This window comes from Phaeodactylibacter luteus (assembly GCF_007993045.1).
GTDB lineage: Bacteria > Bacteroidota > Bacteroidia > Chitinophagales > Saprospiraceae > Phaeodactylibacter > Phaeodactylibacter luteus.
This window is the reverse complement of record NZ_VOOR01000044.1, coordinates 37416-47145: the sequence shown is the minus strand read 5'-3', so window position 1 is coordinate 47145 and position 9730 is coordinate 37416. Positions and strand designations below refer to the sequence as shown.

The window sequence follows — 9730 nt, the reverse complement described above, 5'->3', positions numbered from 1 at the left end:
TCGAATTACCAAAGCCCAGTCGTATTCCTGATCAAGTTCAATTAATCGGTTGAAATCCGACAGCGCCGCTTCGTATTTGCCCAACTGACGGTACGTTTCTCCTCGATTTGCCAAAGCCCAACCGTATTCCTGATCAAGTTCAATAGCACGGTTGAAATCCGACAGCGCCGCTTCGTATTTAACAAAATGAAGATTCAACAGCCCACGATAAAAAATTGCCTCCTTGTAGTCTTTCCTTATTCCAATTGACTTAGAGAATAGTTCAATCGCGCGTTCATACTCTCCAGAAAGCCTCAAACAATTAGCCTGCCAGGAATAAGCGAGTGGCCGTTGCGCCTCATTAAGATGACCAGCATCCAATAAGCGCTTCATCAAGCGTTCCAGCTTACGGTACTGTTCTTTGTCATATTCCTCCAGTGCATTTTCCATCGCTTCTCCCCATTGCCGCTCCTGTGCCAGTTCAGTATCTACCTCAGCATCTCGCAAGGTCCGGGCGACTTCTAATGCAAAGGATTGCTTTTCATCCAATGCAGCTACGAACGCATTCAATGCAGTTGGCAAATAAGCTTCCGGCTGCCCGCAGAAGCCATGGTAAAGCATACGTAAAGCGAATTGTTGCCAATTCTCGTTCTTGTACTGCTTCTGCTGTTCAATGTTTAAAGCCGATTGCTTAGCTTGATAATAGGCGTACAGTTTTTGTTGAAGTTCCACCCAATCTTCCAAAGAGCGCAAACGGAGGTACTTCAACATCTGCTCTCGTACTACTGGGTGATAAGCCCACTGTTTGGCACGCTTTTGTACGAAGGGCATACTTTGCAACCAATCAAACGCTTCCGCTGCAGTATCTTCTGGTAAGACTTGTTTTAGAACATCTATATTCAGTTCCTGAGGCACAGCTCCGTAGAGCGCTGCGACCCTCTTATTGGGGTCTTCTATCCATTTTAGGAAACGATCTACCGCCAGATGGCTGACGTCGTCTAAGTCTTCCACTTTATCCGGAGAGGCTTTGGCAAGTGTGGCCATTAGGACGGGCACATTACCAGATAGTTTCTTTATAGCGGCTCGTACTGGTTCTGCCGTAATTTTCCGTTGATCTAAAAAAGTGTTCGCTTCTTCTTCCGTAAAAGGATCTACTGGAAATGCCGCACAGAACTCGGCGTATGCGCTCCAGCGGTTTTCATCGAGTGGATGACGGCCCGCAATAGTCAGCAGGATATTGGCATCGAAATCAGCGTAACGGTTATCTATTACTTTGTAAAGCCATTCGTCCAAGAAGGTGCTTACCATTTCATAGGTATCAATGAGTAAGCATACCCGTTGGTCTTCCGCTATATCCACCAAGCCTTCCAGCCAAATCGGGGTGAGTACCTCAATCGGTTCCAGTACAAGTTGAACTTCGTCTTTATTGCCGATTTTTTTCGCTACGAAGTTCGCCCATTCCCATTTCCCCTCATATTTAGATAATCTATTGGTGTACACCATATCCATAATGAGTCCTACGAACCCACTTTCTGAGCCTAATACAGATTTCTTAACAATACTACTCTCCATAAATACGGCAAGCCCTTCCGGGGCTTTAGGGTCGGCTTCCAGCTCTTGCTTCTTTTGCCGATAGACTTTATAGCGCTCGTTGAATTTTTTCAGCGGATGGCCTTTCTTTTCCAGTTCGCTTGCAACAGATGCCATGAAATCTACCACATCTTTTACCCCTTCATCGGTGTAGGCAGTCAGAACATCTTTGCGCCCACAGGAGTCCTCGTATTTGCGCAGTAGGGTAGTTTTACCGACCCCTCCTTGCCCGTAAATATTGAAAATATTGATAAAGGCATCTGATTCTGCACTGAGATTCAAATTCTCCTGGAAAGCGGTGAGTTGCTCCGTTCTCCCAACAAAACTGGTCTGTTGCTTTTTCTTTTGCTTGTCCTTAAGGGTGAGCCTTTTTCGTGGCATAGCTTCTATTTTAGTAGAGATCCTCTAGCGAAAACGGTAGTTTAACTTGCCCTACAGTCTCAAAAAGCAACTTCTCTATTTCTTCTTGCGACATTCTCCCTGTTTTGAAAGCCGTAATCAGAATAAAAAGCTCAACTCCCGTCATTAAGCATATTTTCATTTGATTGACATATTCCATCATTTGTGATGGAAAATCAATCTCTTTTCTCTGGCCTGGAGGTGTATCTTTATAGGTATTCACGATCAGTATGCCTTTAGGATTGACTTCGTGCCTAAAAAAGTAGTCTGTCACCCATTTATGCAGCCGTACGGCATGCCGCTGGGTTGCACTTTTTTTGACGCCTTTGATTTCGACAATAGCTATTTCATCATCCTTTGAAATAATTAAGTCGTCCTTGAAAGTATCCTTGGCAACAACATTAAACCCAAGCTCCCGAAGAGCATACTCTACAATCTCCACCAGTTCAAATCCAGTGCCAGTAAAAAGGGTTTTTTGCTTTTCAAAAAGGTCTATCTCTCTTTTTATTTCAAGACCTAATTTTTCAATCTCATCCAGCCTTTTTCTTAGAGAAACTTCTTCCTTTGTTTGAACTCCATAAGCCCATTCGGGCATCAAAAACTCGCCTCTATTTAATCCAAGGTCATTTTTCAAGCTCAGTGCGAAACTATGCAGATCATAGAAAAAACGAGTTACATTACTTACATCCAAATTTCTAATAGTGGGCATAAAAATAATCACGCCTCTTTCTTTAATAATGTATTGACCTACGATATGATCTGTATCATTAATAAAAAATAGTGGCTTACCATAGCTCTTAATGAATTCATTCTCGTAAACCAATAAATGGGAATGTTTGCTTAGAAATACTTTAGCTTCATCCCCTCTCCGAGTAGTCATTCTATCTCCAGAAACAGTCTCTATAATAGGCTTTTCTATACCCATAAAACTATAGAAATCAAGAGTTAATTCCTCCCCTTCTTCAGTCTTTAAGATTATCGGTTTTACATATGGCTTTTGAATAATTATCACTCTCCCCCTTTCTAAAAATTCTTTTATTTCCTTCCTCCTTCTTTCAAGCCCTGGCTTATAGTAGTCTAGGTTACTTACTGTGTAAACCTCTGGTCTACGCTTATCTACCGGTAGAAAATAGTAAGTCGAACTTAGATTCCAAACTAAAAGTTCTGCATCAAGAATTGTTGACTCCCTAAAAAGGTTATAAGTTTCAATAACCAAATCTTTATCCCCCTCACCTTTTGGGTTAGGATATTTCTCGTCGTTAAAACAAATTACTTTCATAATGACAGTGAAATTAAAACTTAGGTAATCATTTAAACTTACATGGGCTATCGCCTCAACCGCGCCGCCCCCACATCATAATAATAATCCCCAATCGTCCCATCCATAACCTTCTCCACCATCTCATCAATCACAAAAAGCGGCACCAAAAACCACTCCCGCACCCGTACCGGCTTCCCAAACCGGTCCTTAATCTCGACATCAATCCGGGCATGGTCAAAAAACTGATGGATGAGCCGCTCCAACTTGAAACGGTTGATGTTCGCAAGCTGATAAGTAGCCACGACCTCCACATCCGCCATGAGGAATGTGGGCTCGTTTTTGGCATTGGCGATCCGTTTCTTAATATCGGAACCGGTTACGCCAATCTTGTGGATGACGTCCCGGCTTTCTTGTATGGTAGGATGCGTGGACTGACTGCGCAAAACATAAATCGTTCCGCTCGACTGATCGTCCTCGCTAATCTCGCCGGAGAATAAGCCGCCCAGCTTGGGGTCGGTAACAAAACGGCTCGTCTCGTCTTTGTACATGGCCCGGATGAGCGAGCGCAGCAGGATATTGCTTTCCATGCCGTTGGAGTAGATGACGCGCAGCCTTGCGTCTTCTTCCCCGTTCGGGGCTTTGAAGGACTCCCCAACCTCGGCGATATAAGCCATTTGGCCGCCCACGATCACGAATTGGGCCTTTTTGAGTTCCGTTTTGGTAAAACCGGCGTCTTTGCGGAAGCGGATGGTCTCGCGGATACCCGCATCCAACTCCTTTTGCACGCGCTCAAACAGCGGCTTGAATTGCTCAAAATCCTCGCAGCGGGTACGGTTGGCGACTTCTTCCACTGCGCGCTTATCGGCACTTGACCGCACGTGCTTCAGCTTGGTGATGGAAGCGTCGCTATCCACCTCCACGCCCAAGGCTTCCAGCAGCTCATCGTCGTTTATGTCATCGGGTATGGAAAGGTCGGCGGATTGCTGAGCGGTGAGCAGGTTTTGCGTGTCCAGGTCTTGGAGTAGTTCCCGGCATTCTTTTTGTTCCCGGATACGGTCAAGGCGTACGGCGTACAGGCGCTCAAAGATGTCCCGCTCTTCGCCGTGCTGTGGCAACCGCCCGTGTTCTTCCACAAACTTTTGGATTTCCTCAAAACCGGCTATGATGCGCTCCTCCTTCGCCGTATATTTTTTGGCCTTTTTGGCCTCTACCTCTACGCCAAGTTCTGCCAGCAGGTCCTCATCTTCTTTCGTAAACTTGTCCTTCTTAGCCATTCGATTGTTCCGCTTTTAGTCTTGCCAATACCGCGATACCCTGCGCCATGCGCTGCTCCCAGGGATCTGAAGACTTGATGTCCGGGAGCCGGCCGAGTTCCTGCTTGAACTTTAACGCCCGCTTGGCCAAATCCCTTGCCTCTTCTACGGAAATGTTGTGCTTTTTGGCGGCTATGACTTCTGCCATCGCCTTGAGGCTGCTCTCGGTCATGGCTTTGGACAGAATGGAATAGGCTTCGCTAAAGGGGTTGATGCTGTCGATCCAGTCTACATCCAGCTCGCGCACGTCCATGGCAAATTTACGGATGCCGTCTATCAGTGCTGTATTGGCTTTTGCGCTGAGCCCCTCGTCCCCGTTGATGATTTCCTTGGCTTTCTGCGTCAGGTTCAGCGCGGCAATAGCGTGTTGGCGCACCGACTCCACATCCTCCGAATCCAGCTCGGGGTATTTGTCTTTGATGATCTTGCCCATGCGGATTTGGGTCAGCTCCTGTGGTACCGCTTCTTCATCAAACAGGCCCCGGCCTACGGCTTCCTTGTCTTGTACGAAGGCGGCAATCACTTCGTTCAGGTCTTCCTTGCAGATGCGTTTGGCATCCTCGCTTTTGGGCTCGGTCAGTCCTTTGATCTCAATTTGGTACTGACCGGACTCTTCATTGAAGCCTATGTTTTCCTTATTGGGGTCGTAGCCTTCTTCCCCGTAATCGTAGCCTTTGACCGGGCCGCTATCGGCTTTTTTGGGCGTGAAGTTGAAACGGGGCGCCAATACCTGCTCCATCAGCAAGCTGGCGGAGATGGCTTTTAGGGTATCATTGACGGCATCTGTGACGGCATCCTCAGAAGCATCAGGCTCAGCAATCAGATTGGTAAAACGGGCTTGAACTTTACCTGGCGCATCTCTCGTAGCCCGCCCGATGATCTGCACAATCTCGGTGAGGCTGGAACGGTAGCCAATCGTCAGCGCGTGCTCGCACCATACCCAGTCGAAGCCTTCCTTGGCCATGCCCAGGGCGATAATGATGTCCACATAGTCCCGGTTCTTTTTGGCTTCGGGCGAACGCAGCGCAGCGGCTACCCGGTTGCGCTTGCTCGGGTCGTCGTCGACCAGGTCGGCAATGCGGATGACTTTGCCGGTGGCGGTTTTTACCAAATAGAAACCCGTCTCCGGGTCGGCACCTTGCCAGTCGCCCAATTCGTGGATGATGTGATCCACTTCCTTGATCTTATCGCCCATGCTTTCCCGGGAGTTTACATTGGGGATGTGGATGATGGTCTTTTCATTGGGGTTGAGTACGCTCAGAATTTCATCAGCATAGGCCCCGCTGTAGAAGTAGTAGCCAAGATTCAGCGTTTTGAGGTGCTGATAACCGTTGAGCTGCTCGTAGTAGGTGTAGGTGACGGGTTCAAACTTCGCCTCGTCTTCCGGCATAAGCACCGGGTTGGCGTCGCCCCGGAAGTAGGAGCCAGTCATGGCCACGATGTGGACTTTATCCCGCTCGATAAACTGCTTGAGCTGCGTACCCAGCACGTTGTTTTCATCAGCGCTTACGTGGTGGAACTCATCAATGGCAATCAGGCGATTGTCAAAGGGCTCGATGCCGAAGCGCTCCACGGCGAAGCGGAAGGTGGCGTGGGTGCAGACCAGCACCCGGTCTTCACTGTCCAGGAATGACTTCACGGCGTTCACCTTGCTGCCGTCTTCCCCAGGCGCATTGCACAGGTTCCACTTTGGCGCAACTTCCCAGTCGTAGTAAAAGCCAAACTTTGTCAGCGGCTCATTGGCGAAACTGGAACCGATGGATTTTTCCGGCACGGCAATGATGGCCTGCTTGATACCTTGCCGGTTCAGCTTGTCCAGCGCAATGAACATCAGCGCCCGGCTTTTGCCAGATGCGGGGGGCGATTTGAGCAGCAGGTATTGCTCCCCCCGCTTTTCGTAGGCCCGCTCCTGCATGGCGCGCATACCCAGCTCATTGGAAGTAATGGAGCTGCCGGTGCTTTTGTAGTGGACGGCAACGGATGGGATGTTTTTTCTAGGGGTCATGCTTGTACTTTTTTATGGTCACTGCCAAAGGAGACGCTGTACCCAGCCTCGTCTTCAATTCTCATTAGTTTGAGGTAATGGGACCAGCTTAACCGAAAATCAGGAAGTTCAGATTTCCGAGACAGTGTCTCGGATTTTGAGTACGTCAAATAGAACCGTCTCATGTTCTCCAAATTATCCGTTGAGAACCCTCTGCCAAAATCCTGGGACAAACGCTTCGAAAGCCCGTTCAGGATTCCTTTACCATACTCCGCCCGTTCATTTCCCCCTTGCTCATTTTCAACGATGATCCGACCGATTTCATAATAGGTGACGACCATCGTCTGATTGACCTGACTGACCACTTTTCTTCTCGCGAGGGAAAGCAATTCCCCTATTTGCGTGTAAAGCTTTTCTTCTACATTCCGATGTGGGTTCATGATCTATCCGATTTTTTTGCAGTCATTTCCGTATACAGTTCAAAGAGCTTTTCCAGGCGCTCGGTATCGTTTTTGAAGCGGCGGCCGATGTAGATGCGCTCCAGCACCTCATCGTTGCGCTCGTGGGCATGCCGGAGGTCTTCGGGCATCTTTTCCGGGTCGTACAGCTCGGCTATCGTGGCTGGGAAGTGGCGCTCGCGGGCGAGCAGGATGTCTTCGGCGCAGCGGGTCAGGTCTTCCTTGTTTTTGGTAGTCAGCTGGGGGACGGGGAAGGTGTTCCAGCCGAGGGTGTTGGAGTAGCGATAGTCGGTTTTTAACTTACCGCAAACGGTGGCTATCCATACCAGATGGAGTTTTGAGGCGATGAGGGCTAGGTTCCAGAGGGGGGCGTCGAAGAGAGCAAATGTTTCACTTGTAACCGTAGCATAGTTTCCGATTAACCCTGTAGGTAGAAACCTTCTCCTTTCTGAGGATGTCCTCGGTACTACAATCGTCCATACTTCTGATATATTCATTTCGCGCATTTGGTGAGCACGCTCCGCCATTTTATTTGCGCTTTTATCCCGACTTGCTAATCGCATTTCTTTTACTGCTTCAATACGCTTAGAAATGGGAGGGATCATAGAAGCTTCTTCCAAATGGTCATCTTTTATCCAGAGTACATAGCGGCTCAATCCACGGATAAACTCAGCAGATCCATAAATTCGGCGAATGAACTTCTTTTGTTGAATATTATTGAAATTGAGACTTGATAAGTCATCTTTAGATAAAAGAAGGTTCCCACCATCCACTGGTTTATTACCAAACCGCATTTCGTAGACTTCAGACATCGGTTTGGATATTTTCTGAACGATTACATTTTCAGATGGAGTAAGGTAAGCATTGATATTTTCGGCCTTCTTCTCAATCGTTTCATTTTGCTCATCCAATGAAAATAACCGTCTCACCTTATTGGGTTGACTTGAAATCCCAACGATAACAACAGTCACCCCCGCATTATAACTCGCTAAATTAGCCCACTTAAAAGAAGTATGAGCAAAACTAATCTCGTATTCCTTTTTAAAAATCAAAGGCCATAAAATTGGCACTTGCTGCCCTTGGCAGATCGAGTTCGTTGATACAAAAGCGGCAGAGGCATTGGTATGCGTACCGTACTCAGCTGCCTTCATAAACCAGCCTGCCACATAATCCAGCGACTTCCAGCTTTTCGTGTACTTTGCAAAAATTTCTTTCAGGTCCGATTTCTGCTCTTTAGACTGCCAGGTAGAGCCCAAATACGGCGGATTCCCACAAATAAACGTTTCCCCACCCTCATTCTCAAAATCAATATTCGCTTGCTGCTGTAGTGCACTAAAGAGGTCATCTCCACCTAGTTCTACCCCCGTACCCGTAGGCGGGCAAACCGTCAGCCAGTTCAGGCGCAGCGCATTCCCGCAGGTAATCCAGTTTTCCGCATCCAGCGGCAGGAACTCCGCCAGGGCCAGCTGCTGCCCCAGGTAGAGCACATCGCATTGGTACTCGGCTATGATGAGCGCCAGGCGGGCAATTTCGGCAGAAAATCCTTTGATCTCTATGCCCCGGAAGTTGGTCAGGGGAATTTCGGTGGGGCGGTCCGGCTCTCCCCGCCGGAGGTTGATCTCGTGCTCGATTTCCCGCAGTTGCTTGTAGGCAATGACCAGGAAGTTGCCCGAGCCACAGGCCGGGTCAAAAACGCGGATGCGGGCAATGCGCTTGCGCAGGTTGAGCAGTTTACGGGGGTTGTCGCCCGCTTCCTCCAGTTGCTCCCGCAGCTCATCCAGGAAGAGCGGGTTGAGCACCTTCAGGATATTGGGCACGGAGGTATAGTGCATCCCCAGGGAGCCCCGCTCGTCCTCGTCCGCCACCGCCTGTATCATAGAGCCGAAGATATCCGGGTTGATCTGCTGCCAGTCAAGCCGCCCCACATGCAGCAGGTAAGAGCGGGCAATCTTGGTAAAGCGGGGGCAGTCCGTCGCCCCGGAAAACAGCTCCCCGTTGACGTAGGGGAATTTGCGCGCCCAGGTACGGATACCCTGTGCTTCGCGCTCCTCCGTTTTGACATCCATCGCCCGGAACAGCTCCCCGATGATCTCGTGCATATTGGAAGCATCCGGCGCGCTCATCTGCTCCACTGTGCCCGTGAAGAGGTTATCGCCAGCAAAAATACTCGTGTCTTCCGCAAAAAAGCAGAAGATGAGGCGGGCCATGAAGTGGTTCATGTCCTGCTTGCGCTCCGGAGTCGCCCAGTCAGGATTGGCGCGCAGCAGCTCCATGTACAGCTTATTGAGCCGCCCCGTGGCTTTGATGTCGAAGGAGCTTTCCCGTATCTCCTTTACGGTGCTGATGCCCGCCAGCTCAAAGAAGAAAGTAAAGTGTTGATGGAAATCGGGGTAGGCGCACGCCAGGGTCTCTCCGCTGTTCAGGTTTTCGGCCTGCAACTCTTCGCCATCGGTAGCGAGTACGAATTTAGCTTTATTTTTGGCGGTTTCCCGGGCTTCCTGCAGCTGCCGCAGCGTATCCGCTACCGCGCCCGGTTCGCAGGTCGCAATGTGAATGTTGTTGCGCTGCAGCACCCCGCCTTCCATCTTAGACTTATTGGAGTTGCCCTTCCGCAGGCGCTTGACGGTCGTTTCCTTATTCCCATAGGCTTCCAGGAAGGCAAAGGGAAACTCGTCTGGGTCAAAGGGTTGGCTGACCAGTTGGGAGACGGCTTCTTCTATTTCTACTGCGTTCATGGTTGATGCTT

The 9730-nt window shown here is 49.2% G+C and carries 6 protein-coding genes; all 6 read right to left on the bottom strand.

Annotation, left to right across the window (positions count from 1 at the left end; all coding sequences use genetic code 11):
- Positions 1-1950, bottom strand: a 1950-nt coding sequence (locus FRY97_RS17250) for a tetratricopeptide repeat protein (protein WP_147168816.1), incomplete at its 3' end; no start/stop codon positions are given.
- Between the two features lie 10 nt (positions 1951-1960).
- Positions 1961-3247, bottom strand: coding sequence for a hypothetical protein (locus FRY97_RS17245; protein WP_147168815.1), 1287 nt, complete (start codon positions 3245-3247; stop codon positions 1961-1963).
- Between the two features lie 47 nt (positions 3248-3294).
- Positions 3295-4503 carry a GIY-YIG nuclease family protein gene (locus tag FRY97_RS17240; protein WP_147168814.1) on the bottom strand — a complete coding sequence of 403 codons (1209 nt, stop codon included), beginning with the start codon at positions 4501-4503 and terminating at the stop codon, positions 3295-3297.
- Positions 4496-6547: a DEAD/DEAH box helicase gene (locus tag FRY97_RS17235; protein WP_147168813.1), complete on the bottom strand. Its 2052-nt coding sequence runs from the start codon at positions 6545-6547 to the stop codon at positions 4496-4498. Before FRY97_RS17235 ends, FRY97_RS17240 begins: the two co-directional genes overlap by 8 nt.
- A complete protein-coding gene (locus FRY97_RS17230) occupies positions 6544-6966 on the bottom strand; it encodes a DUF1016 N-terminal domain-containing protein (RefSeq protein ID WP_147168812.1) in 423 nt (140 codons plus the stop codon). Before FRY97_RS17230 ends, FRY97_RS17235 begins: the two co-directional genes overlap by 4 nt.
- Entirely contained in the window at positions 6963-9719 is a 2757-nt protein-coding gene (locus FRY97_RS17225) for a class I SAM-dependent DNA methyltransferase (RefSeq protein ID WP_147168811.1), read from the bottom strand. Before FRY97_RS17225 ends, FRY97_RS17230 begins: the two co-directional genes overlap by 4 nt.
- Positions 9720-9730: the final 11 nt, after the last annotated feature.

Coding starts and splice junctions, on each gene's coding strand:
- FRY97_RS17245 (WP_147168815.1), bottom strand. CDS start 3,247: ATGAAAGTAATTTGTTTTAACGACGAGAAATATCCTAACCCAAAAGGT.
- FRY97_RS17240 (WP_147168814.1), bottom strand. CDS start 4,503: ATGGCTAAGAAGGACAAGTTTACGAAAGAAGATGAGGACCTGCTGGCA.
- FRY97_RS17235 (WP_147168813.1), bottom strand. CDS start 6,547: ATGACCCCTAGAAAAAACATCCCATCCGTTGCCGTCCACTACAAAAGC.
- FRY97_RS17230 (WP_147168812.1), bottom strand. CDS start 6,966: ATGAACCCACATCGGAATGTAGAAGAAAAGCTTTACACGCAAATAGGG.
- FRY97_RS17225 (WP_147168811.1), bottom strand. CDS start 9,719: ATGAACGCAGTAGAAATAGAAGAAGCCGTCTCCCAACTGGTCAGCCAA.